The organism is Brachybacterium fresconis, assembly GCF_017876515.1.
GTDB lineage: Bacteria > Actinomycetota > Actinomycetes > Actinomycetales > Dermabacteraceae > Brachybacterium > Brachybacterium fresconis.
The window spans coordinates 3,420,615-3,442,239 of sequence record NZ_JAGIOC010000001.1 but is presented as its reverse complement, the minus strand read 5'-3'; the positions used below and the strand labels follow the sequence as shown (position 1 = coordinate 3,442,239).

The 21,625-nt window shown below is 71.1% G+C and carries 20 protein-coding genes; 14 read left to right on the top strand and 6 right to left on the bottom strand.

The window, feature by feature from the left end; genetic code table 11:
* Positions 1-81 precede the first annotated feature (81 nt).
* Together JOF44_RS15330 and JOF44_RS15325 are read left to right on the top strand one after the other, a co-directional pair.
* Complete coding sequence (locus JOF44_RS15330) at positions 82-858, top strand: SDR family NAD(P)-dependent oxidoreductase (protein WP_209893301.1); 777 nt, start codon at positions 82-84, stop codon at positions 856-858.
* A gap of 118 nt (positions 859-976) precedes the next feature.
* Complete coding sequence (locus JOF44_RS15325; protein ID WP_209893298.1) at positions 977-1,774, top strand: enoyl-CoA hydratase/isomerase family protein; 798 nt, start codon at positions 977-979, stop codon at positions 1,772-1,774.
* Between the two features lie 109 nt (positions 1,775-1,883).
* On the opposite strand, the gene JOF44_RS15320 is transcribed toward JOF44_RS15325, so the two are convergent.
* Positions 1,884-2,165 carry a DUF2277 domain-containing protein gene (locus tag JOF44_RS15320; RefSeq protein WP_209893295.1) on the bottom strand — a complete coding sequence of 94 codons (282 nt, stop codon included), beginning with the start codon at positions 2,163-2,165 and terminating at the stop codon, positions 1,884-1,886.
* A gap of 207 nt (positions 2,166-2,372) precedes the next feature.
* Here JOF44_RS15320 and JOF44_RS15315 point away from each other — a divergent pair, with 207 nt between their 5' ends.
* On the top strand, positions 2,373-3,524 hold the full coding sequence (locus tag JOF44_RS15315; RefSeq protein WP_209893292.1) for an epoxide hydrolase family protein: 1,152 nt from the start codon (positions 2,373-2,375) through the stop codon (positions 3,522-3,524).
* Between the two features lie 24 nt (positions 3,525-3,548).
* On the opposite strand, the gene JOF44_RS15310 is transcribed toward JOF44_RS15315, so the two are convergent.
* Entirely contained in the window at positions 3,549-4,907 is a 1,359-nt protein-coding gene (locus tag JOF44_RS15310; protein WP_209893289.1) for an NAD(P)H-dependent oxidoreductase, read from the bottom strand.
* Positions 4,908-5,000: 93 nt separating this feature from the next.
* Between JOF44_RS15310 and JOF44_RS15305 the strand changes: the two genes are divergently transcribed.
* The 4 genes from JOF44_RS15305 to JOF44_RS15290 all read left to right on the top strand — a co-directional run bounded on the left by JOF44_RS15305 (position 5,001) and on the right by JOF44_RS15290 (position 8,372).
* The gene (locus tag JOF44_RS15305) at positions 5,001-5,303 is read left to right on the top strand and encodes a zinc ribbon domain-containing protein (protein ID WP_245348971.1); all 303 of its coding nucleotides are present in this window, start codon (positions 5,001-5,003) and stop codon (positions 5,301-5,303) included.
* A 622-nt stretch (positions 5,304-5,925) separates the two neighbouring features.
* Positions 5,926-6,378, top strand: coding sequence for a MarR family winged helix-turn-helix transcriptional regulator (locus JOF44_RS15300; RefSeq protein WP_209893286.1), 453 nt, complete (start codon positions 5,926-5,928; stop codon positions 6,376-6,378).
* A 294-nt stretch (positions 6,379-6,672) separates the two neighbouring features.
* Positions 6,673-7,737, top strand: coding sequence for an LLM class flavin-dependent oxidoreductase (locus JOF44_RS15295; RefSeq protein ID WP_209893284.1), 1,065 nt, complete (start codon positions 6,673-6,675; stop codon positions 7,735-7,737).
* Positions 7,734-8,372, top strand: a complete 639-nt coding sequence (locus tag JOF44_RS15290; RefSeq protein WP_209893281.1) for an NAD(P)H-dependent oxidoreductase — start codon at positions 7,734-7,736, stop codon at positions 8,370-8,372. The genes JOF44_RS15295 and JOF44_RS15290 overlap by 4 nt, the downstream gene beginning before the upstream one ends.
* Positions 8,373-8,465: 93 nt before the next feature.
* On the opposite strand, the gene JOF44_RS15285 is transcribed toward JOF44_RS15290, so the two are convergent.
* The 3 genes from JOF44_RS15285 to JOF44_RS15275 all read right to left on the bottom strand — a co-directional run bounded on the left by JOF44_RS15285 (position 8,466) and on the right by JOF44_RS15275 (position 11,812).
* A complete protein-coding gene (locus JOF44_RS15285) occupies positions 8,466-9,497 on the bottom strand; it encodes a proline racemase family protein (RefSeq protein ID WP_209893278.1) in 1,032 nt (343 codons plus the stop codon).
* Entirely contained in the window at positions 9,487-10,575 is a 1,089-nt protein-coding gene (locus JOF44_RS15280; RefSeq protein ID WP_209893275.1) for an alcohol dehydrogenase family protein, read from the bottom strand. Before JOF44_RS15280 ends, JOF44_RS15285 begins: the two co-directional genes overlap by 11 nt.
* 397 nt (positions 10,576-10,972) lie before the next feature.
* Positions 10,973-11,812 carry a hypothetical protein gene (locus JOF44_RS15275; RefSeq protein WP_209893272.1) on the bottom strand — a complete coding sequence of 280 codons (840 nt, stop codon included), beginning with the start codon at positions 11,810-11,812 and terminating at the stop codon, positions 10,973-10,975.
* A 249-nt stretch (positions 11,813-12,061) separates the two neighbouring features.
* Between JOF44_RS15275 and JOF44_RS15270 the strand changes: the two genes are divergently transcribed.
* From JOF44_RS15270 to JOF44_RS15245, 6 genes are all read left to right on the top strand, one after another.
* Complete coding sequence (locus JOF44_RS15270; protein ID WP_209893269.1) at positions 12,062-13,462, top strand: APC family permease; 1,401 nt, start codon at positions 12,062-12,064, stop codon at positions 13,460-13,462.
* Entirely contained in the window at positions 13,455-13,790 is a 336-nt protein-coding gene (locus JOF44_RS15265; RefSeq protein ID WP_209893266.1) for a hypothetical protein, read from the top strand. Before JOF44_RS15270 ends, JOF44_RS15265 begins: the two co-directional genes overlap by 8 nt.
* On the top strand, positions 13,787-15,241 hold the full coding sequence (locus JOF44_RS15260) for an amidase (RefSeq protein WP_209893263.1): 1,455 nt from the start codon (positions 13,787-13,789) through the stop codon (positions 15,239-15,241). The genes JOF44_RS15265 and JOF44_RS15260 overlap by 4 nt, the downstream gene beginning before the upstream one ends.
* Before the next feature lie 320 nt (positions 15,242-15,561).
* Positions 15,562-16,719, top strand: coding sequence for a type III polyketide synthase (locus JOF44_RS15255; RefSeq protein WP_209893260.1), 1,158 nt, complete (start codon positions 15,562-15,564; stop codon positions 16,717-16,719).
* Entirely contained in the window at positions 16,716-17,420 is a 705-nt protein-coding gene (locus JOF44_RS15250; protein ID WP_209893257.1) for a class I SAM-dependent methyltransferase, read from the top strand. Before JOF44_RS15255 ends, JOF44_RS15250 begins: the two co-directional genes overlap by 4 nt.
* Positions 17,417-18,775 carry an FAD-dependent oxidoreductase gene (locus tag JOF44_RS15245; RefSeq protein ID WP_209893254.1) on the top strand — a complete coding sequence of 453 codons (1,359 nt, stop codon included), beginning with the start codon at positions 17,417-17,419 and terminating at the stop codon, positions 18,773-18,775. The genes JOF44_RS15250 and JOF44_RS15245 overlap by 4 nt, the downstream gene beginning before the upstream one ends.
* Before the next feature lie 52 nt (positions 18,776-18,827).
* Here the strand turns inward: JOF44_RS15245 and JOF44_RS15240 are convergent, their stop codons facing one another.
* Positions 18,828-19,070: a FitA-like ribbon-helix-helix domain-containing protein gene (locus JOF44_RS15240; protein WP_209893251.1), complete on the bottom strand. Its 243-nt coding sequence runs from the start codon at positions 19,068-19,070 to the stop codon at positions 18,828-18,830.
* A 113-nt stretch (positions 19,071-19,183) separates the two neighbouring features.
* Here JOF44_RS15240 and JOF44_RS15235 point away from each other — a divergent pair, with 113 nt between their 5' ends.
* On the top strand, positions 19,184-21,496 hold the full coding sequence (locus JOF44_RS15235; protein ID WP_245348970.1) for an AAA family ATPase: 2,313 nt from the start codon (positions 19,184-19,186) through the stop codon (positions 21,494-21,496).
* Positions 21,497-21,625 lie beyond the last annotated feature (129 nt).

The window sequence follows — 21,625 nt, the reverse complement described above, 5'->3', positions numbered from 1 at the left end:
GGCCCGTCGGGAGAGACCGCGCCCAGGCCGCCATCGACCGATCCCCTGCTCCGCCGCACCACCGAACCCAGGAGGGACGACATGGCCGAGACCCCGGCCCTCACCACCAATGACCAGGACCTCACCGGAAGGATCTGCCTCGTCACCGGTGCCGGCAGCGGCATCGGCCACGGCATCGCCACGCGGCTGACCGCCGAGGGCGCCGTCGTGGTGATCGCCGACATCGACGAGGAGGCGGCGCGGTCCGTCGCCGCGGACCTCGGCGGAGACAGCCTCCCCGTCGCCGTCGACATCACCGACCGCGACAGCGTGGATGCCATGACAGCGCAGGTCACCGACCGCTTCGGGCGGATCGACGTGCTGGTCAACTGCGCCGGCTGGGACAAGGTCGGTCCCTTCCTGGAGCAGGACACCGCGATCTGGGACCGCATCGTCGCCATCAACCTCTACGGCACCCTGCACTGCTGCCAGTCGGTGGTGCGCGTGATGACCGAGCAGGGCCACGGCACGGTCGTGAACATCGCCTCGGATGCGGCGCGGGTGGGCTCCTCCGGCGAGGCCGTGTACTCCGCCTGCAAGGGCGGCATCGTCGCGTTCACCAAGACCCTCGCCCGAGAATCCGCCCGGGTCGGCATCACCGCGAACGTGATCTGCCCCGGCCCGGCGGACACCCCGCTGTTCGCCGAGATGTCCGAGGACAATCCGAAGCTGCGCGCCTCCCTGGAGCGCGCCATCCCGCTGCGCCGGCTCGCCCAGCCGGAGGACCTGGCCAACGCCGTGGCCTTCCTGGCCTCCCCCGCCTCGAGCTACATCACCGGCCAGACGTTGTCCGTCTCCGGCGGGCTGACCATGGCGTGACGCGACGACACCCCGGGGCGGCATCGCTGAGGCGCCCGCGGCCCGGAGGAGGCGACCCCTCCTCGGCCGCGACACCACACGGCAGCGCGACCCTGACCCGAGCCGAGAGCAGGAGACCATGACGAACCAGCAGCAGCCCCGGACCTTCGAGACGATGCGCATCGAGGTGACCGACCGCGTCGGGACGATCACGCTCGACCGGCCGGAGCAGCGCAATGCCCTGACCAGCACCATGCTGACCGAGATCACCCAGGTGCTGGACGCCTGGGAGGCCGACGAGACCGTGCGCGGGATCGTCGTCACGGGGTCCGGGCCGACGGCCTTCGCGGCCGGGGCCGACATCTCCGAGCTGGCACGCTGGAACCTGGCCGACGGTCTCGCCGCCCCCATGCAGCGCCTCTACGACCGGATCCAGGACTTCCAGAAGCCGACCCTGGCCGCGCTGAACGGCGTCGCGATGGGCGGCGGACTGGAGCTCGCGATGGCCTGCGACATCCGCATCGCCGCCGATCACGCGAGGATGGGCCTGCCGGAGGCCGGACTGGGCGTGCTGCCCGGTGCCGGCGGCACCCAGCGGCTGTCCCGACTCGTCGGCACCGGGAGGGCCCTCGAGATGATCCTGACCGGCCGCACCCTCACCGCGGAGCAGGCGGAGCGCTGCGGGCTGGTGACCACCGTGGTGCCCGCCGCGGACCTGCTCCCCACCGCCGCGGAGATCATGGCGACCGTGCTGAGCAAGGGGCCGCTGGCGGTCCGCCTGGCCAAGCTGGTGATCGGCCCGGGCAGCGACACGGATCAGCGCACGGGGCTGCTGCTGGAGCAGCTGGCGCAGACGCTGCTGTACACCACGGAGGACAAGGACGAGGGCGCCGCGGCGTTCCTGGCCAAGCGGGCGCCCGATTTCGAGGGGCGATGACCGCGGGGCATCACCCGTGCTCGCGGCTGTTCCACGTCCGGCCATGCACTCGTCAGGTATGCCTCGACAGCCCGGCGTCGCGAGCATCCCCGCGATCTGCACGAAAGCCTCAGGACGCGGCGGGCTGCCCGAACCTCTTCGCGTTCCGCGCCCGCGCCTTCTCTCGCTCGACCTCGCGGTCCTTCGGCGGGGCGGAGGTGACGAGGTCCGCCAGCAAGTGCTCGGTGGTGTGCGCGATCTCGTCGACCGCCCGCTGAAACACCTCCGCGTTCGCCTGCGAGGGCTTGGTCATCCCGCTGACCTTGCGCACGTACTGCAGGGCGGCGTCATGGACCTCCTGGGAGGTGGTCTCCGGGGCGACGTTGTACAACGGTCTGATGTTCCGGCACATGCCGCAAGGCTGGCACGGCGCGGCTCGGGCGGCAATGGTTCGAGGTGCCCTCGATTCCGCTGCGCGATGACGACCGATGGCCCCGGATCGGTCTCTTCCACGGCTCCTCGTCCTCGAATATCAGGACGACATCAGACCTGTCGTCCTGCCACTCTGATCTCGACAGTCCCCGCAGGGTCCGCAGTTCCCCGAACGAAGGAGCGCACCATGGACATCCGGCCTTTCACCATCGAGATCCCGCAGCACCAGATCGACGACCTCGCCGCCCGTCTCGAGGCCACGCGGTGGCCGAACGCCGTCGCCCCCGCCGCGGAAGAGAGGGGTATGAGCCTGGCCTGGCTGCGCAGTGCTGCCGAGCACTGGAGAACCTCCTTCGACTGGCGTGCGATCGAAAAAGAGCTCAACCGCCTGCCGCAGTTCACTGCGGACCTCGGAGGCACCGCCCTCCACGTCGTGCACGCCCGTGGGCACGGCGACAAGATGCCCGTGCTGCTCGTGCACGGCTGGCCCGACTCCTTCCTGCGGTACCGGGCCGTGATACCGCTGCTCGTCGCGGCCGGCCATGACGTCATCGTGCCCTCGCTGCCGGGATTCGCGTTCAGCGGGCAGCCCGACGGTCCGCTGCGGCTCGCAGGAGCTGCCGAACAGCTCCACACGCTCGTCACCGGTCTCGGGTACCAGCGGTATGCCGTCTCCGGAGGCGATTGGGGTGCCGGCATCGCCGATCACCTGGCGACGACGCATCCGGAGGCGATCGCGGCGCTGCATCTGACCGATGTGCCGTTCACCAAGTCGTTCCAGGTGGATCGATCCGCGGTGTCGGCAGAGGAGCAGGATTACCTCGCGACGGCGGGGGAATGGTTCCAGCAGGCGGCGTACTTCGGGATCCAGGCGGCGGAGCCGACCGCGCTCGCATCGGGCCTCAGCGATTCGCCGACGGCGCTGCTCGCCTGGATCGCGGGAAAGATCCGGGATTGGAGCGATGCGGAACCTGACCTCTCCACGCTCCTGACCGAGGTGAGCGTGCACTGGTTCACGAACGACGCCCGCTCCTCGTTACGGCTGTACTCCGAGGCGATCGATCCGAGCGCCTGGGCCGGCGACGACGAGGAGTCAGGTGACGCGGGCGCCGGACGTGACGGTGGTGGGAGCGGCAGCACACCTGCACCGTCCGTCCCGACCGGCCTGACGTTTTTCCCGCACGACTTCGTCACCGCTCCGCGCGCGTATGCCGAGCGCTTCTACGACGTCCGCCGCTGCACGATGGCACCGTCGGGCGGTCACTTCGGCGCGGTCGAGCTGCCTGCGTTCTTCGCCGACGAGGTGGTCGCCCTGCTGACGGAGGTCTCGCAGGACTGAGCGATCTCACAGGGCGGCAGCTGCTCAGGCCCGCGCACTCTCCCCAGCTCGCGCCATCATGGCGACCGTCTTCTCGCGCATCTGAAGCACGGTCTCCATACCCTCGGCCATCTCGACGTCGTCCCAGGTGACGACCTCGCCCGCCGGAACGTCGCGCAGCAGCGGCACGCTGTGGGCCAGAGCGACCGGCAGAGCACCGCGGGCCACCGACGTCTCGGCGGAGATGAGCTTGCCGTACACGCAGTACCCGCCCTCGCCATCGAGCACCTCACCCGCGGTGAGGTCCTTCTTCGCGGTCGCCACCACGTCGGCGCAGAACCCGGCCGGGCTGCCCGTCGCGACCCCGCGCAGCGCGGCATGGGCGATCGAGACCCCCAGCTCCAGGCCGACGTAGTGGTACGGGCGGTACAGCGCCGCATACCGCCCGGAGGGATCCGGATGCCACGGGTACTCCGTGAAGCAGCCGGCGACATAGTCGTTGGTCGCCTCGACGACGACGAACATCCCCTCCTGGATGTTCTTGTCGATCCACTCCCCCTCGCGCGTCACCGAGCTCATCACCTCCACCGACCCGCGATGGGCCAGCACCCCACCGTCGGCCTCCGGACGACAGATCGTCGCAATCTGCTCCACATTCCCCGGCGTGAACGTCAGCCCTCCATCGGAGGGGAAGAGCGAGGCCGCATTCGCGACAGCGGCCATCTCGATCGCCGCCTTCGTCCCATCACGGAACGAGGTGTGCATGTACGGGTTCAACTGCCCGGAATCGGTCAGCTCCTTCGAGAACTCCCAGTTCTCCCACACGGTGTCCGGATTCATCTGGTGATAGTGCGGCAGGTACTTCGCACCCTTACCGGCCGCGGTCACGGTGAACCCTGAGGTCCGCGCCCAATCCACCAGCTCCCACATCAGCGCCGGCTGATCCCCGTACGCCAGCGAATACACCACCCCCGCCCGCTTCGCCTCGACAGCCAGCGCCGGCCCGCACAACGCATCCGCCTCCACCGTCACCATGATGATGTGCTTCCCGCCCCGGATCGCCCGCAGGGCGTGATCGGTGCCGACGATCGGATTGCCGGTCGCCTCCACGATCACGTCCAGATCCGCCTCCAACAACAGCCCGGCATCGCCGACCACCGCCGTCCCACCACCGGTCAGGGCCTCCTCGACGCTGCCGGCGACCTGCTCGGCCGGCCAGCCGACCAGATCCAGCGCCCCCTCGGCACGCTGCGTGTTGATGTCAGCGATCCCGACCACATGCATACCCGGAGTGCTGCGCGCCTGGGCCAGGAACATCGTCCCGTAACGACCGGCACCGATCAGACCGATTCGGATCGGAGTGCCGGCGTCCTCACGGGCGCGGAGCAGTTCGTGGAGATTCATGGAAGAAGTCCTTTCCTTGCGGGCGCGTTCCGCTACCGTACGAGGCTGCGGTCCCGTCCGCGCGATCGTCCGCTCCTGATCGAGCTGCTCCAGATGACGCGTGCGCCGGCCGAGCGCTCGCCGCTCCACCAGGATCCGGTCGCCGCGCTGCCACCCGTCGCCGAACGCACCGGGACGTACCCTGGCGCCGTGTTCTTCATCATCGGGATCAACACCAAGCTTCGGCACCTCGGAGACGGGGCGACGCGAGAGTGCCCGCGCTGCCACAACACCACGCAGTGGTTGCGGATGCGCTCGTTCCGCCAGCTCACCCTGTTCTTCGTGATCCCCGTCCTTCGCTGGCGCCGCCGCCAGTACGAGACGTGCGGGATCTGCGGCGCCGTGATCGACGTCTGAGAACTTTCCGGATCCGAACATCGGCCTGCAGTGCCGCTGGCGCCGAGTGGTGGCGCCGCTGACGCCAGGTCGTGGCGTCGCTGACGTCGGGTTGTGGCGCCGCTGACGTCGGGTCGTGGCGCCGCTGACGTCGGGTCGTGGCGCCGCTGACGCCAGGTCGTGGCGCCGCTGACGCCAGGTCGTGGCGCTGCTGACGCCAGGTCGTGGCGCCGCTGACGTCGGGTTGTGGCGTCACCGCCGACGCCCTCCAGGGGCACCGGAGTCCCCGCTTCTCGACGCCTCACCCGTCAGCTCCACCCACCCCGGGGTTGACATGTCACCTCGAGGCTTCTACTTTGGGTGATACGTCAACTAAATGTCGGCCGACCCGGCTCGGCGACAAGGGCGAGTCCACCGGGACCGGGCACCACCCCGACCCTCCGGAGCAGTCCCCGCGAAGGGAGACACATGAGCACCTCGATCACGGCAGCCGTCACCTACTACAGCGCCACCGCCACCGCCACCGCCACCGTGCACCGGCCGGCCGAGGCGGCACTCGTCGGTGAACGACGCCGCACACACCCCCTCATCGACACCGACGACAACGCAGGTGATCTGTCACCTCGAGCGGTAGGCTCACCCCATGGCACAGCAGGAACTGACCGAGCGCGAGCTCCGCGCGTGGCGGACGTCGATGCAGATGATGGAGCTTCTGCGCGGACGGATCGAGCAGCAGCTGCAGGCCACCAGCGGCCTGTCCAACGCCGACTACAGCGTGCTGAGCCTGCTGTCCGAGGCCCCCGAGCAGCGCATGCGCATCTACGAGCTCTGCGCGTCGGCCGGCTGGGAGAAGAGCCGCATGCACCATCAGCTCACCCGGATGTCCAAGCGCGGCCTGGTCGAGCGCGAGCGGTGCGGTTCCCGCGGCATGGACGCGGTGCTCACCGAAGTGGGAATGGACGCGCTCGTCAGCGCGGTGCCCTGTCACGCCCGGGAGGTGCGTCGACTTTTCGTCGACCATCTGACCCCGGAGGAGCTCGACCGCTTCGCCGAGCTCTCCGGCACGATCCTCGAGCATCTGCGCTCCGAGCAGTAACCCCCGCCCCGCACCAGGATCCACCACTGCCGCGCACCTCGTTGCCGAGCAGGGATATCGCCGCCCATGCGGCGCACGACGCGCAGGCACGTCCCAGCACCCGGCCCGGTGACCGGACCACGCCGTCCCGCAGCCCACGGCGCGAGCGCTCGCGCCCTGAAGCGCAGCGCACCCACCGCGCGGACCCCGCCCGCGGGCGCCCCGGCGGAGACCGGCACCACGGCGCACGGAGCCGACAGCACGACCTGCGGCGCCGACAGCAGATCGAACTGCACTGACCAGAGAGGATTCACCATGCCCTTCGAGATCGGAATGTTGACTTTCGGGGAGATCACCGAAGACCCCCTCACCGGTGAGCTCCCCTCCCCGCGCACCCGGGTGCGGGAGACCATCGAGCAGGCCCAGCTGGCCGACGAGGTCGGCCTGGACCTCTTCGCGGTCGGCGAGCATCACCGCAGCGACTTCGTGGGCTCCGCGCCCGCACTCCTGCTGGCCGCCGCCGCGGAGAAGACCCGGAACATCCGGCTGACCAGCGCGGTGACCGTGCTCAGCTCCGAGGACCCCGTCCGCGTGTGGGAGCAGTTCGCCACCCTCGACCTGCTCTCCGCCGGCCGCGCGGAGATCATCGCGGGCCGCGGCTCGTACACCGAGTCCTTCCCCTTGTTCGGCTACGACCTGGCCGACTACGCCGATCTGTTCCGCGAGAAGCTGGATCTGCTGCTCGCGATCCGGGAGCAGAACCCGCTGACCTGGACCGGGAAGCTGCGTGCCCCCTTGGTCGATGCAGACATCGCGCCCCGCGCCGACGGTGACACGATTCCGATCTGGGTGGGCGTGGGCGGCTCACCGGCCTCGGCCATCAGCACAGGTCAGCGCGGATTGCCGATGGCGATGGCGCTGCTGCTGGGCCGGCTGCGGCAGCACGAGGGCACGGCCGCGCTGTATCGCGAGGCGGCCTCGCAAGCCGGGCACGACCCCAGCTCGATGCCGATCAGCATCAACGCCCACGGCTACGTCGGGCGCACCAGCCAGGGCGCCCGGGACGAGATGTTCCCCTACTTCGCCCAGGGCATGGCCGACAACAACCACCAGCGCGGCCAGGGGATGAACCTGTCGAGGGCCGCCTTCGACGCACAGTCCTCCCCGTCCTCCGGGCTGCTGGTGGGCAGCTCGCAGGAGATCATCGACAAGCTGATGACCTACCACGAGGTCTACGGCCTGAGCCGTGCCCTGCTGCAGATGGGCTTCGGTGGCCTCCCACAGAAGCTGCACCTCGAGACGATCGAACGACTCGGGACCGAGGTGGCCCCGGTCGTGCGCCGCGAAGTGGCCGCACGAGAAAGGACGGCAGCAGCATGACTCTCACCGCACCGATCACGGACACCAGGACAGCGGCACCGACCTCCGGTGCGGCGCTGCGCGTCGTCGTCGTCAACGGCAGCCCGAGCGAGTCCTCCAAGACCATGGGCCTGGTCGGCGTCGTGCTGAACGCCCTGGAGCGGGACATGCCCGTCCAGCGTTCTCAGATCGATGTGTACCGCCTCGGGCCCGATTTCACCGGGGCGATCGAGCGCGACGACATCGCAGCCGACGTCGAGGTGGTGCTGCAGGAGGCCGAGCAGGCCGACCTGCTGATCGCCGCGACACCGGTGTTCCGGGGCTCGTATACGGGGATGTTCAAGCACTTCTTCGACCTGATCGATCAGTACGCGCTGGCCGACAAGCCGGTGCTGCTGGTGGCGACCGGCGGCGGCGAGCACCACGCGCTCATGCTGGAGCACGCGATGCGGCCGCTGTTCGGCTTCTTCCAAGCCCTGACCATCCCGGTCGCGATCTTCGCCTCCTCCGGCGACTTCGACGGCACCACGCTGCTGAACCCCCGGGTCCACGGACGCGTCGAGATGGGCCTTCGCGATGTCACCGAGCTGCTCCGGGCCCGCGCGACGGGTCCGGAGCAGGGAGCGGACGCTCGACAGCGCAGCATTCTTCGCTGAACAGCGTCCTGGCTCGGGCTGCGCCCTGCCCTGCTCTGCCACCGGTCCGGGCGGTGGAGTGCCGCTCTGGGCCCGCCCCCGGGGGCGGCCCCGTCACGGGCTCAGCAGCTGCTCCAGGTCCGAGACGTCCACCAGCGGGTCGTCGAGGTCCACGGTCACCCGGGAGCGGGCCATCAGTCGGGCGCTGGCGGTGATCGTGGAGTGCCAGGCGGGGTAATCACCGACGGTGGTGTCCCCGACCACGGTGCCGAGGAAGCGATTGCCCCGTGGGGAGATGGTCTCCAGCGTGTCCCCGGGGCCGAGGTCGCCCTGCCCGGCCATCAGCGCGAGCCGCGCGGAGGTGCCGGTCCCCGTCGGGCTCCGGCAGATCACCCCCGGGTGCACGTAGGTGGCCGAGCGCGACTCGACCGCACCGTTCTCCATCGTCCGCACCCGGCCCATGAAGTGCACGAACGGCAAGGGACCGACGTCGCCGAGCGAGGGATGCTCCTGGCGCAGCCCGGGGCGGGCGGTGCGCACGAAGGCGTCGCCGAAGGCGGTCAGGGCGATCTGCTCGTCGGCCGTGAGCTCGAAGTCGTGGTCCGCGGAGCGGATCATCGCGAAGTAGGCACCGCTCCAGACCAGGTCGAACTCGACGCGGCCGTAGTCGGGCACCTCCACGCCCAGCCCGCGCTCGGCGACGTAGGCGGGCTCGCCCTGGGTGGTGATCGACTCGACGTGCCCGTCGGCGTTGCGCGCGGTGATGTGGGCCAGCCCGGCCGGGGACTCCAGGACGATCTTCTGCAGCCCCTCGGTCATCTCGATCATCCCGCTCTCCAGCAGGGCGGTCGCGACGCAGATGGTGTTCGACCCCGAGTACATCGGGTAGCCCATCGCCTCCATGATGATGTAGCCGGCCTGGGCCTCGGGGTTGCCCGGTTCGACGATGAGGTCCACCGACATCGCCGGGTCGCCGTAGGGCTCCGAGAGCAGCAGCCGACGCAGCCCATCACCCTCGGCCTGGAGGTAGCGGGCCTTCTCCAGCACGGTCCGGCCCGGCAGTGGTTCGATGCCGGCCGTGACGATGCGGCTGACGTCCCCGCCGGACTGGGTGTCGATCAGCTCGAGGGCTCGTTCACGGCGCATGAGGTGCTCCCACGGTGTCCCAGTGCCGGTCGGGGACGACGACCAGCTTGCCGATATAGGACTTGGCCATGAACGCGCGCTGGGCGTCGTGGAAGTCGGAGAGCGCGAAGGTGCGGTCCAGCAGCGGGCGGATCGAGCCGTCCTCGATGTAGCCGACCAGACGGCGGAAGGCGGTGCGGGTGCCCTGGGATGAGCCGTGCAGCTCGAGATGCTTGAGGTACATCGTGCGCAGGTCGAGCTGGACCACCGGGCCGCCGATGGCACCGGCAGTGGTGTAGCGACCCTCTGGGCGCAGGATCCGCAGCAGGTCGTTGAACATCTCCCCCGCGACCAGGTCGGCGACCACGTCCACCGGGGCATCGACCACCTTCTCGACCTCGGCGACCAGGTCGCCGGTATCGCGCAGGATCGTGCCCTCGGCGCCGATCGCCACCAGCGCCTGCTCCTTGCCGGCACTGGTGATCGCATAGGGGATCGCGCCGCGCACCCGCGCGAGCTGGATGATCGCGGAGCCGACACCGCCGGAAGCGCCCGTGACCAGGATCCGCTCCCCCTTCGCGAGGCGGGCGCGGTCGAGCATCTGCTCCGCGGTGAGATAGGCGCAGCAGAAGGTCGCCAGGCCCGCGTCGGGGATGTCGGCGGTGACCTCGTAGGCGTTCTCGGCGGGCACCGCGACGTACTCGGCGTAGCCGCCGTCGCGGCCGTGGCCGATGTAGTCGATGTCGGCCAGGGACTCATCGCCTTCGGGACGGTGATAGAGGCTGAAGTCGACCATCACCCGCTGGTCCACCCGGTCCCGGCTCACGCCGTCGCCGACGGCGGCGATCCGGCCGACGATGTCCGCGCCCTGGATGCGGGGGAACGTGAGCGTGGAGCGGCCGCGTCGCCAGCTGGAGACCTCGCTGGGGTCGGTGTCGCTGCCGTAGGCGCCTTCGCGCACCCAGACGTCGGTGTTGTTCATCCCGCAGGCGTGGACGTCGATCAGCACCTCCCCCGCCGCAGGCCTCGGCGTGGGTACGTCGTGGGAGTGCACGAGCTGATCCAGCCCACCGTGTCCCACGAGCTGCACTGCGCTCATCGTCTCTGGAATCTTCTCTGGAATCGAGGTCACCTCGGTGCCTCCCCTCATCCGGCGGGCGAGCACGCGAATCCACGGCTCAGGGACAGCTTCTCCCCGCGGAGGGCTCCGTGTAAATGGGGTCCTGCCGACGGCTCCGCAGCCCACCCGGCAGCACCACAGCCCATCCGGCGGCACCGCAGCCCACCCGGCAGCACCGCAGCCCATCCGGCGGCGCCCACCCGGTAGCGCCCACCTGGCAGCCGGGGCGCCCCGTGACCCCGTGGCGGAGCGAGCGCCTGCAAACTTCCGTCGCCCACCGTGACCTCAAGCCCATATGGCCGTTGAGGTCACGCACGCGACCGAATGTTTGCAGCTCGTCCGTCCGCATGCGATCCGGCACGCACCCCCAGCGTCCTCACCCCTCGTCGGGGCCGTGGAACAGCAGGTCAGCGGTGCTGGCCACCACGGCCATGACGGCGAGGTTCGCCCGGTAGTGAGTGTCCGGGGCGGCGCGCTCGCTGTCGCGACGGATGAGTCCGTAGGCGCTCAGGCGCGTGAGGTCGCTGATCGTGTACATCAGCCGCAGCGCCTGATCGAGGTCGGGGCCGCCGTCCGCGCCGCGGGGCACGCCCGGCATGTCGGTCCCACCGGTGAGGATGTCCGGCACCGTGAGCCCCTCGGCGCTGGTGACGTAGAACAGCGCGGCGAAGGTGTCGGCGCCGCCCTCGAAGCCCCCATGGTCGACCTTCTGCTGCGAGAGCGTGAGCAGCAGGATGCCCATCAGGGCGCGGGCGAACTGGATGAACGCGTCCGGGTCCTGCTCTGCCGGCACGTACGGGCTCGCTCCTTCGCCCGGGCGGGCGCTGTCCCCGGTCACCTCGATCCAGCCGCCGGCGGTCAGTGCGGTCCACGGGCCGACGAGCTCCGGCACGTCCCACATCGAGTCCGGCGGTTCCGCGCCCGTCGGAAGCTCCCACCGCTGGACGAGAGTGCGCACGTCGGCCAGGACCAGCGCACCGCTGTCGGTGGTCCCGCGTCCCTCCCCCACCACATCGAGCAGGGCGACGGCCCGCGCGACCAGGGCGACCTCCGCGTGCTGGACGGCGAAGGCACCCGGGTCCTCGGTCACCGCGCTGTCCTCGGCGGACCAGCCGGCCCGCTCCTCCTCGGGGGCGGGGAGGAACCACGGCCAGTCGGGCTCCTGCCGGTCGTTCTCTGCGCGGTCCGGGGTCTCGTCGTCTCTCGTTCTCGCCATCCGTCCATGGTGACGGGTGGGACGCGGTGCCGTCATCCCGGGCGACGAGCGTGCGCCGCGCTCCCGGTCCGGGCCGAGCGCGAGCCCGGTCGACATGGCCGTTCGCGCGCCGTGGGCGAGCCCGCAGCGCAGACCCCATCGGGCGCGGACCGCCCGTCGGTTCGCCCGGAATGTCCGCTCCAGCTCTGGATAACGGAAGGATTCACCACTAAGCTCGGGATCCGGCACTCGTACGTCGAAGGAGACGTCATGGCTGGTCGGAATGCAGGTCTCAAACGTCAACTGTCCCTCCTCAGCCTCGTCGCCCTCGCGGCCGGGGCGGTGCTCGGCGGATGGCTCGCCGAAGCCCCCTACTGGTTCGAGCTCACGGGAGCCGGCGCCGCGATCATCTTCCCGATCCTGGCCGTGATCCTGGTGCCGATCGCGCTCGCCTTCGCCGAGCTCACCTCGGTGCTGCCGTTCTCCTCCTCGGTGGACGTGTGGTCCGGCAATGCCATGAACTCGACCACGGGCTGGGCCACCCAGTGGCTGTTCTTCCTGGTGCAGGTGGTCGAGCCGCCGCTGGTCGCCTTCATCTTCGTCACCGCCGCCGGCTTCTTCGTCGACGTCCCGGTGGCGGTCCAGCCGCTGATCGCGATCGCCATCATGGTGCTGTGGTACGTCTTCTCGAACTTCTCCATCGAGCTGACCGGCGTGATGGCGATCGTCCTGTTCATCACGATGGTGTCCATCACGGTCGGCACCTCGATCTACTACTTCTCCAGCGGCCACTGGGAGTTCACCAACATCTCCGAGCACGGCGGATTCTTCCCGCACGGGATCTACGGTGCCGTGGCCGCGGCGTCGGCCCTGGTGCTGAAGTACATCGGGTTCGCGATGACGCCGACGATGATCCAGGAGACGAAGTTCGCCGCGAAGAAGATGGTCATCGTGATCCTGGCCGGGCTGTTCATCCCGGCCGTGGTGTACATGCTGGCCACCGTCGCGATCGGCGGCCTCGCCCCGCACGACGTCATCGCCGGCCTCAGCGTCCCCGAGCCGGAGCTGGTGGATCAGCTGGGCATGCCCGCGATCATCGGCCTGCTGGCGATCGCCGCCGGTCTGCTGTATGCCTTCACCACGCTGATGGGGTTCTGGACCTCCTCGGCCCGAGTGCTCTACGGCGCCTCGCAGCTGCGTCAGCTGCCGCCCTGGTTCAGCCGCACCAATCGGCACGGCCAGCCCTACATCGCCAACCTCGTCGTGCTCGCGTTCGGGATCTTCTTCGCGGCCTTCACCGGCACGAACTGGGTGCAGTACACCTATTCGCTCTCCGTGGTCGCGGCCGGGGCCGTGTACTTCCTGGGCTGCCTGTCCGCCTACCGCCTGCGCACCAAGCACCCCGAGTGGAAGCGGCCCTTCCGGGCCCCGATCGGCAGACCGATGTTCGCCGTCGGCATGCTGATCTCGGCCGCCATCACCGTCGTCGGCGTGACGTTGCTGCCGGCGAACGCCTGGCCGCCGATCATCGCCTATCTCATCATCGGGGCGCTGGTCCCCCTGGCCATGAGGTTCTATCGCTCCCGCGTGAATCCCGACTACACGCCCATCATCCTGGGCCCCGAGGATGTCGAGACCATCGAGGAGACTGAGAGGAACCCGCATGCCTGAGCCCACGCCCGAGCCGGCGCCCCGGCCCACGCCCGAACCGGCGCCCCGGCCGACGCCGCAGCCTGCACCACCTCCGACGCCCCCGCCGAGGGACGAGCCGGCGTCGCTCGGAGTGCCGACGCCGCAGACCGCGTCGGCCGACGCATCCGACGCGCCCCGCACCCTCGACCTGGTCCGCGCCCGATTCCCGCACACCCCGGACCAGGACGCCTCCGGGCTCGCGGCGCACGCCGAGCGCCTCGCCGCCCTGCGCCGGCGGGTGGACCTCGCCGCGCTGCGCGGCCGACAATCCGCCCTGACCTTCGATCCGCGGAACGGAGCATCATGACCGGCACGGAGTCGCTGACCCTGACCGAGGCCGCGCGCAACCTGGCCCAGGGCAGGACCACCTCCCGCGCGCTGACCGAGAACAGCCTGGCCCGGGTCGCGGCCCGCGACGAGGACCTGCGCGCCTTCATCACCGTGGAGGCCGATCGCGCCCGGGCGCAGGCCGACGCGGCCGATGCCCGAGTGCGGGAGGGGCGCCGGATCGGCACGCTCGACGGGCTGCCGATCGCCGTCAAGGACAACCTCTCCACAGCAGGCGGGGTGACCACGGTCGGATCCGCGATCTTCCGCGACCACGTCGCGGAGGAGAACGCCGGGGTCGTCGACCGCCTCGAGCAGCAGGGCGCCGTGCGGGTCGGGAAGACGAACCTGCACGAGTTCGCGCTCGGGGTGACCACGGAGAACCCGCACTTCGGGATCTGCCGCAACCCGTGGGACCGCGACCGGACCCCCGGCGGCTCCAGCGGTGGATCGGCCGTCGCGGTCGCCGCCGGCATGGCGCTGGGCGCCATCGGCTCGGACACCTCCGGGTCGATCCGCATCCCCGCCGCGGCCTGCGGGATCCTGGGGCTCAAACCCACCTACGGGCTGGTCAGCAGTTACGGCTGCTACCCCGAGGCGTGGAGCCTGGACCACGTCGGCGTGCTGACCCGCACTGCGGAGGACGCCGCCGTGCTGCTCGATGCGATCAGCGGGCACGACCCTCGGGTGCCCTCCTCCCTGCGAGTCATCTCCTCGCAGGCGGCGCGCGAGTTCGAAGAGACCGGCGAGCGCGGGCGGGTACGCCCCCTGCGCATCGGGATCGAGGAGAACTTCTTCTTCGCCTCGATCGATGCCGAGATCGAGGCCGTCGTGCGGGAGATGCTGGATTCCCTGGCGGGCGCAGGGGCGGACGTCGGCGCCGGCGCGGGAGCGGACGTCGGCGCCGGGGTGGAGCTCGTGCCCGTCTCGCTCCCCTCCCTCGCGGACGCGGTCTACGCACTGACGGTGATCGACACCGCCGAGACCACCGCCTTCCACGCCGAGCAGTTCCGCGAGCGCCCGCAGGACTACGGCGAGGACGTGCGGGTGCTCATCGAGTGCGGCGCGCTGCCCACCGCGGTGGACTACCTCCAGGCCCAGCAGATCCGTTCCCGGGTCCGGGAGGATTTCGCCCGCGTCTTCGCGCAGGTCGACGTGCTCGCCTCGCCGACCCTGCCGATCCGCACCCCGCGCATCGGGGACGCGGTGGTCGAGGTCGGCGGGCAGGAGCGGGACCGCGACGATGAGCTGATGCGCCTGGTGGGCCCCGCGAACCTGGCCGGCCTCCCCTCGGTGTCCGTACCCTGCGGGATGCTGGACGGCATGCCCGTGTCGATGCAGTTCCTCGGGCCCGCGCTGGGCGAGGGCGCGGTGCTGCGCGCGGCGGCGGCGGTGGAGGAGCTGTTCCCGCTGCCGGCGAGCGCCCGCTGAGCGGAGCACACGGCCGAGCGGAACACACAGCGGATCGGAACACACAGCGGATCGGAACACACGGCCAAGCGGAGGACGCGGCCGAGCTGACGGGACTCGCTCTTCCGTCGGCCCCTTCCCCTGCCGATCCCCTGCCGAACGATCCGGGAGGCGATGGCGTCTTCGTCCCGCCAACCGCACGGTCCATGCCCGGACAATCCGGCCCGTCGCCCGGAGATCACGCCCCGACCGCCAGGTCCGTCGGCCTTCGGCGCTCCCGCGCCGGGCCCGCCCCACCGGCAAGGCTTGTCCCCATGGCGCGTCCGTCCCGACAATGAACCATGACGGTCACCCTTCGGTCCCTGGAAGTCGCAGTCCCTGCCACGGAGCTGGCGCAGGAGGACGTCCGCGATGTCTTCGCCGCCCAGCCCGATCTCACCCGCCTGGGCCAGCGCCTGGTCTCCACCTCGTTCAACTCCTCCGGCATCGAGCGCCGCTACAGCGCCCTGGATGAGTGGGACGGCCCGCCCGAGGAGGGCGACCCGGTGTTCTTCGAGGCCGGGACCGGCCGCTTCCTGAACCCCACCACCGGCGCCCGCAACGAGGTCTTCACGCGGGAGGCCTCCGAGCTCTACACCCGCGTCGCCGACCAGGCGCTGACGGCCGCCGAGGGGATCGAGGCCGCGGACGTCACCCACGTCATCACCGTCTCCTGCACCGGCTTCTTCGCCCCCGGCCCGGACTACCGGATCGTCCGCGCCCTCGGCCTGAACCCCTCGGTGCAGCGCTACCACCTGGGGTTCATGGGCTGCTACGCCGCGCTGCCCGCCCTGCGCCAGGCTCAGACCATCTGCCGAGCCGACCCCGAGGCCGTGGTGCTGGTGGCCACCGTCGAGCTGTGCACCCTGCACGTGCGCACCTCCAACGACCCCGACACCATCGTCGGCTCCTCCCTGTTCGCCGACGGCGCCGCCGCCGCGATCGTCACCGGGCGCGACCTGCCCGCGAGCACCCCGCTGCTGCGGCTGGACCACTTCGAGACCGTGCTGACCCCGGTGGGCGAGGAGGCGATGGCCTGGAACATCGGCGACCACGGCTTCGAGATGGTCCTGGGCACCTACGTCCCCCACATCATCGATGAACACATCACCGGCGCCCTGGTCCCGCTGCTCGCCCACGACCCGTCGCTCGAGGCGCTCCCCTATCGCGACATCGAGCACTGGGCGATCCACCCCGGCGGCCGCAGCATCCTGGACAAGGTCGAGGCGAAGCTGGAGCTGACCGAGGCCCAGCTCGTCCCCGCCCGGCAGACGCTGCGGGACTTCGGCAACATGTCCAGCGCGACCGTGATGTTCGTGCTGGCCGAGATCCTGCGCGAGGCGACTCCCGGCACGGAGGAGCGCGTGTGCTCGATGGCCTTCGGCCCCGGTCTGACGGTGGAGACGGCGCTGCTGACCACGATCGGCGCGCCCGTCGACGAGCCCGCGGAGCGCCCGTGATCCTGCCGTCCCTTCTCGCACGGGACGAGCGCGCCACGGAGCAGATGGACGATCCCGACTGCGACCCGGCGATGCTCGAGCGCACCTACGCCCAGTTCCGTCTGGTCAACGCCGTGGTCGCCGACTGGCGGGCCACCTACCGCCACCAGCTGCGACCCCACCTGCGCCGCGACGGGCCGACCACGGTGCTGGACGTCGGCAGCGGCGGCGGGGACCTCGTCCGGGCGCTGGCCCGGTGGGCCCATCGCGATGGCCTCGACCTGCGCCTGACGGGCATCGATCCGGATCCGCGGGCGCATGCCTGGGCGCGACGGCAACCGCCCGTCGCGGGAGTGCAGTTCCGTCGGGCGCTCTCCAGCGAGCTGGTGGCCGAGGGCGAGCGCTTCGACCTGGTCGTCTCCAACCACCTGCTCCACCACCTCACCGCCGACGAGCTGCAGGCCCTGCTGGCCGATTCCCGGCGCCTCGCCCGCACCGCCGCGGTCCACAGCGACATCCAGCGGGGTCGCCTCGGCTATGCCCTGTTCTCCGTGGGCACCTGGCCGCTCTTCCGCGGCTCCTACATCCGGGAGGACGGGCTCACCTCGATCCGCCGCAGCTATACGGCCGACGAGCTGCGCCCCCTCGTGCCGGAGGACTGGGAGGTGACGGCGACCGGGCGCTGGCGGCTCCTGCTCACCCACGGCACCGGAACGCCGTGACCGTGCCGGCTCCCGGCCCCGAGGTCGACGTTCGCTGTGAGGTGCTGATCGTCGGCGGCGGGCCGACGGGGCTGTTCCTCGCCGCGCTGCTGGCGCGGCGCGGCGTCGATGTCCTCGTCATGGAGCGTCGCACCGCCCCCGCCGAGCACTCGCGCGCGATCGGGCTGCACCCGCCGGCGCTCCGCGCACTGCGCGAGGTGGGCCTGGAACGCGCCGCCGCCCGGGCCGGGGCACGGATCCGCTGTGGTCGAGCGCGCAGCCGGGGCCGGGAGCTGGGCCGGCTGCGCTTCGCACGGGCCTGGCTGGGCCGACCCTATGTGCTGGCGCTGCCGCAGAGCCGCACCGAGGCGATGCTCGCCGAGCGCCTGAACGCGTCGGCGCCCGGAGCGCTGCGCCGCGGCTGGGAGGTGACGGCGCTGCGGGAGAGGGCCGACGGGGTCGAGGTGACCGCGAGAGCGACCGGAGAGGTCGCGGAGACGGGACCCTCGACGGACACCCTCCGTCTCCATGCCCGCGTGGCCGTCGCCGCCGACGGATCCCGCTCCACGGTCCGTGAGCTGCTCGGCATCGGCACCACCGGAGCCGAACATCGCGACACCTACCTCATGGGCGACCTCGCCGACCCCGACAGCGCGGGCGCCGAGGGCATCGGCGATAACGGCCCCGGCACCAGCACCAGCACCGGCACCGGCACCGGCACCGGCACCGGGGGCATCAGCGCAGAAGGCACCGACCCCCGCGGAGTCGGCACCGACCGCGACGCCCTCATCCACCTCGAGCCGGACGGCGTCGTGGAGTCCTTCCCCCTGCCGGGCGCACGACGACGCTGGGTGGCCCACACCGGTCGAGGCGATCTCGCAGAGCCCGACCCCGAGGTGCTGACCCGGGCGATCCGCGAGCGCATCGGGGTGCGGCTCGATCCGGCGACGACCAGCATGATCAGCGTGTTCTCGGTGCGCCGCCGCACGGCCCAGAGCCTGGTCACGACCCGGTGCGTGCTGCTGGGCGATGCCGCCCACGAGATCAGCCCCATCGGCGGTCAGGGCATCACTCTGGGCTGGCTGGACGCCCTCGACGCCGCGCCGCTCCTGGCGCGCATGGTGCGGGGCACGGCGAGCGGACGAGCGTCGCGCGGCCCGCTGGATACGGACCCGTCGTGGCGGCGCCTCGAGCGGGTCTGTCGCCGACGGGCCCGGGTGGCCGGCCTCCTCGGCCACGCGAACACGGCCCTCGGGCGTCCGCTGCCCGGACCGCTCGCCGCCGCACGGTCGCTCGGCGTGAGCTTCGCCCTGCGCACGCCGCTGCGGCACGTGATGGCGTGGACCTACTCGATGGGGTGGGCGCGCCGGCGGTGAGCACCGCCCGAGGCTGTTCCCTGGCCGGAGACGACGGTCGTATCGAGGACGATCACTCGAACTCCGCGAGACGGGCGTCGTCGACGCGCTCCGGGATGGGGAGGTCCTCGATGACCCCGGCGCTCTCCGCTGCTCCGCGAAGGGCCAGTGCGATGTTCCGGTGACGGGGCCGTCGCGCGGCGCGAGCCAGCACGTCCCGCACCTCGGCCTCCATCGAGCGGCCGTGCTCTGCCGCTCGGGCCACGAGGAATTCCTTCACCTCAGGGTCCACATTGCGGACAACGATCGATGCCATGCCGACCTCCTTCGATAGCACTGATGCTTTCACCGGGTGGTCTGCGCGCCACCACCGGCGAGCGTCGGCGACTGACCGCACCGGAGCCGGCTCCGGTGCGGGACAATCACCCCATGCCCGCCCCGATCACGATCACCGAGGACTTCCAGCACGCCCTGGACGCGCTCCGCGCCGGTGACCACCTCTTCCTCACCGGCCGCGCCGGCACCGGCAAGTCGACCCTGATCCGCCACTTCCTGGAGACGACGGATCGGACCGCGCTGACGGTGGCACCCACCGGCATCGCCGCACTGAACGTGGACGGATACACCATCCACCGCCTGTTCTCCTTCCCCGTCGGCATCACCGAGGAGCAGGTGCGCTCGGCCCGCTACTACCCGGGGCGCTTCGCCGCAGCGCTGGGCGAGCTGGAGATCCTGATCATCGACGAAGCCTCGATGATGCGGGCCGACCTGTTCGACGCTCTGGCCGCGGCGCTGGAGCGCTTCGGCCCTCGACCCGGCGAGGCCTTCGGCGGCGTGCAGCTGGTGCTGGTCGGCGACCTGTACCAGCTGCCGCCGGTGGTCCACGACAGCGAGGCCACGCACCTCGAGCAGCGCTACGGCACCCCGTTCTTCTTCTCCGCCCGCTCCTTCACCCGGGAAGATTTCGCGGTCGTCGAGCTGTCCACGGTGTTCCGCCAGATCGGCGATGACCGCCTGGTGCACCTGCTGAACGCCGTGCGCGAGGGCACGCTGCTGGAGGACGCCCGCGCCGAGCTCAATGCCCGCACCGACCGCGACTTCGAGCCGCCCATGGACGAGTTCTGGCTGACGCTGGCGACCACCAACCGCATCGTCACCTCCCGCAACCGACAGATGCTCGAGCGCCTCCCGGACCCGCCGCAGACCTTCACCGCGCAGATCAGCGGGGAGCTGGACGGCTTCGAGAAGCCCACCGACACCCAGCTGGGACTCGCCGTCGGCGCGCAGGTGATGATGCTCAGCAACGACCCGCTGGACCGCTGGGTCAACGGCACCCTGGGGCGCGTCACCGCGATCGGCCAGGACGCCGAGGGGCCCGTCGTCCAGGTGCAGCTGCGCGACGGGCGGCTCGAGCAGGTGCGCGAGCACACCTGGGACATCACCCGTCCGGAGGCTCAGGGCGGGGAGCTCGTCCACCAGGTGGTCGGCACCTTCACCCAGCTGCCGATGAAGCTGGCCTGGGCGATCACCATCCACAAGTCCCAGGGCCAGACCCTCGACCGCGTCGTCGTGGACCTCACCGGCGGCACCTTCGCCAACGGCCAGCTGTACGTGGCGCTCTCGCGCTGCACGAGCCTGGAGGGGCTGGTGCTGCGCCGCGACGTGCTTCCACGGGATCTGAAGTCCGACGTGCGGGTGCGGCGCTTCCTGGCGGCCTCGGCCGAGCCCTCCGAGACCCTCGGCGAGGTGTACCTCGCGGCGCTGACCGTGGGCAATGTCGGCGACAAGTACCGTCCCCGGCCGGTGGAGATCGCCGTGGTCACCGACGACGGCGACGAGGCGACCACCGTCGTGAACCCCACCAGCGACCTGTTCGCCGCCCGCACCGAGTACGCCCTGACCACCCGCGACGTGCAGCTGGCTCCGCTGCTGGGGGAAGCCTGGGCCGCGCTCGCGCCCCTGCTCGCCGGGCGTCTCCCGGTCGGCGCGCGCATCGACGAGCAGCTGGCCTGGATCGACTTCGAGCTCAAGCGGGGCGGGACGGTCGAGCCGATGCCGCTCGGGATCGAGCTTCCCTCCCGGTCCCTGACGGCCGAGGACCGCGCGGGGCTGCGAGCGTCCAGCGCGCTCGAGCGCGCCCGCACCACCGCGGAGATCGTGCGCCGGCTGCGGGATGAGAATGTCTGGACCGGCCACGGTGGGACGAGCTTCCCGCAGCTGACCCGCGGGACCGGCTATCTGCTGGCCCGCACCAGCGGCGAGGCGGGGGCCGCAGGCCCCGAAGGGTTCGTCGTCGGCGGGAACCTCTCGGCCGAGGACGACCCGGCCCAGGTGCTCGCCGAGTCGCTCGGGGCGGCCTGGGAGCGGGTGCTCGCCCCGGACCAGGAGGTCGTCGACCGTCTGCGCGCGGCCGAGGCGCACTTCGGGGTCCAGGTGCTGCCCGAGGACCTCGAGCTCGACGGTCCGCCCACGGCGGCCGACGTCCTCACCCCCGGTGCGCGGGTCTGCTTCACCGGCGAGGTGGTCCACCCCGAGCACGGCTTCCTCGACCGCGAGCGCATGCAGCGCCTGGCCACGAAGCACGGCCTGTCCCCGGTCCAGAACGTCACCAAGACCCGGACTGACGTGCTCGTGGTCGCCGAGCGCGGCACCCAGTCCCGCAAGGCCAAGAACGCCGCCGCCTGGGGCAAGCCCGTGCTGGACGCCGAGGAGTTCCTGGCCTGGGTGGACAGCAGGGGCTGACGGTGGAACCAGGACCACCCTGATCCGCCCCCGCCCTGGCTCTGGCCCCGGCCCTGGCTCTTGCCCCGGCCCTGGCTCTTGCCCTGGCCCCGGCCCCGGCCCTGCAAACATTCGTCGCTCAGCGTGACC

Bases quoted from the DNA above. Each gene is read 5' to 3' on its own strand.
- JOF44_RS15330 (WP_209893301.1), top strand. From the start codon at position 82: ATGGCCGAGACCCCGGCCCTCACCACCAATGACCAGGACCTCACCGGA.
- JOF44_RS15325 (WP_209893298.1), top strand. From the start codon at position 977: ATGACGAACCAGCAGCAGCCCCGGACCTTCGAGACGATGCGCATCGAG.
- JOF44_RS15320 (WP_209893295.1), bottom strand. From the start codon at position 2,165: ATGTGCCGGAACATCAGACCGTTGTACAACGTCGCCCCGGAGACCACC.
- JOF44_RS15315 (WP_209893292.1), top strand. From the start codon at position 2,373: ATGGACATCCGGCCTTTCACCATCGAGATCCCGCAGCACCAGATCGAC.
- JOF44_RS15310 (WP_209893289.1), bottom strand. From the start codon at position 4,907: ATGAATCTCCACGAACTGCTCCGCGCCCGTGAGGACGCCGGCACTCCG.
- JOF44_RS15305 (WP_245348971.1), top strand. From the start codon at position 5,001: ATGACGCGTGCGCCGGCCGAGCGCTCGCCGCTCCACCAGGATCCGGTC.
- JOF44_RS15300 (WP_209893286.1), top strand. From the start codon at position 5,926: ATGGCACAGCAGGAACTGACCGAGCGCGAGCTCCGCGCGTGGCGGACG.
- JOF44_RS15295 (WP_209893284.1), top strand. From the start codon at position 6,673: ATGCCCTTCGAGATCGGAATGTTGACTTTCGGGGAGATCACCGAAGAC.
- JOF44_RS15290 (WP_209893281.1), top strand. From the start codon at position 7,734: ATGACTCTCACCGCACCGATCACGGACACCAGGACAGCGGCACCGACC.
- JOF44_RS15285 (WP_209893278.1), bottom strand. From the start codon at position 9,497: ATGCGCCGTGAACGAGCCCTCGAGCTGATCGACACCCAGTCCGGCGGG.
- JOF44_RS15280 (WP_209893275.1), bottom strand. From the start codon at position 10,575: ATGAGCGCAGTGCAGCTCGTGGGACACGGTGGGCTGGATCAGCTCGTG.
- JOF44_RS15275 (WP_209893272.1), bottom strand. From the start codon at position 11,812: ATGGCGAGAACGAGAGACGACGAGACCCCGGACCGCGCAGAGAACGAC.
- JOF44_RS15270 (WP_209893269.1), top strand. From the start codon at position 12,062: ATGGCTGGTCGGAATGCAGGTCTCAAACGTCAACTGTCCCTCCTCAGC.
- JOF44_RS15265 (WP_209893266.1), top strand. From the start codon at position 13,455: ATGCCTGAGCCCACGCCCGAGCCGGCGCCCCGGCCCACGCCCGAACCG.
- JOF44_RS15260 (WP_209893263.1), top strand. From the start codon at position 13,787: ATGACCGGCACGGAGTCGCTGACCCTGACCGAGGCCGCGCGCAACCTG.
- JOF44_RS15255 (WP_209893260.1), top strand. From the start codon at position 15,562: ATGACGGTCACCCTTCGGTCCCTGGAAGTCGCAGTCCCTGCCACGGAG.
- JOF44_RS15240 (WP_209893251.1), bottom strand. From the start codon at position 19,070: ATGGCATCGATCGTTGTCCGCAATGTGGACCCTGAGGTGAAGGAATTC.
- JOF44_RS15235 (WP_245348970.1), top strand. From the start codon at position 19,184: ATGCCCGCCCCGATCACGATCACCGAGGACTTCCAGCACGCCCTGGAC.